Raw genomic sequence first — 1,141 nt, forward strand, 5'->3', positions numbered from 1 at the left:
CGAGCGCGACTTCGAGCGCGAACATCGCAGGTTGCGTGTAACGCGTTTCGTTTATCCGGTCCTGATGGTCGCCCCACAGCACGTCCACGAGCGACAGTTCTCCTTGCGCCTCGATATGGCTGTCGCATGCGTCGAATACGTCGCGAAACGGCGCGAAATCCCGATAGAGCTGCCGAGCCATCCCGGCGCGCTGCGCGCCCTGTCCGGTAAACAGGAATGCAAGCCGGTCGCGAACGCCGCCGGGCTGGCCGCTCCGGACCGTCATGGCCCGCGCCGCGTCCGACAGCGCATCGAGCAGCGTGTCGCGCGAATCCGCGACGATCGCCACGCGATGCCGATGGCTGTCGCGTGCGAGACGCAGCGCGCTGGCGACCGCGTCGGGCGCCAACGACGCGTCTGCCCGCACGTGCGCCGCGCAGTCTTCGAGCGCTTGCTTCAACATCGGCGCCGTGTGTGCGGACAACGGCCAGATGTCGTGACGCGCGTGCCCGGCCAGCGCGACGTCCGCGTCGGGCTCCGCTGCGCGCGCCTCCTGCCATGCTTCGACGATCAGGTGTGCGTTCGTGCCGCTCATGCCGAACGAGCTGATCGCGGCCACTCGCCGGCCCGGTCGGGACGACGGCCACGCCGCATGCTCGGTCGCGACGCGAATGCCGTTCGCATGCCAGTCGACGTGCGTGGTCGGCGTATCGAAATGCAGGTGCCGCGGCAGTTCACCCTTCTGCAGCGCGCATACGACCTTCATCAGCCCGGCGACCGCGGCGGCCGATTCGAGGTGCCCGATATTCGTCTTGATGCTGCCGACGTACAGGTCGCCGCTGCGATTCGTGTCGCGGCAGTACACGTCCTCGAGCGCACGCAGCTCGATCGGGTCGCCGAGCGGCGTACCGGTGCCGTGCGCCTCGACGTAGTCGACATCGGCCGGCGATACGCCGGCATGCTCGAGCGCCTCGCGGATCACGTCGCGTTGCGTACGGCCGTTCGGCGCCGTCATTCCGTTGCTGCGCCCGTCATGATTGACGGCGGAGCCACGAATCACCGCCCGGATCGGCCTGCCCTGCGCCCGCGCATCGGACAGCCGCATCAGCGCGACGACGCCGCAGCCTTCGCCGCGCACGTAACCGTCGGCGGCCGCGTCGAA

The 1,141-nt window shown here is 69.1% G+C and carries 1 protein-coding gene; it reads right to left on the minus strand.

Going from position 1 to position 1,141, the window contains the following annotated elements:
* The coding region (locus A9Z05_RS36790; protein WP_176730144.1) for a type I polyketide synthase at positions 1–1,141 on the minus strand (1,141 nt) is incomplete at both ends.

It is taken from the genome of Burkholderia sp. A2 (assembly GCF_001729305.1).
Taxonomy (GTDB): domain Bacteria; phylum Pseudomonadota; class Gammaproteobacteria; order Burkholderiales; family Burkholderiaceae; genus Burkholderia; species Burkholderia sola.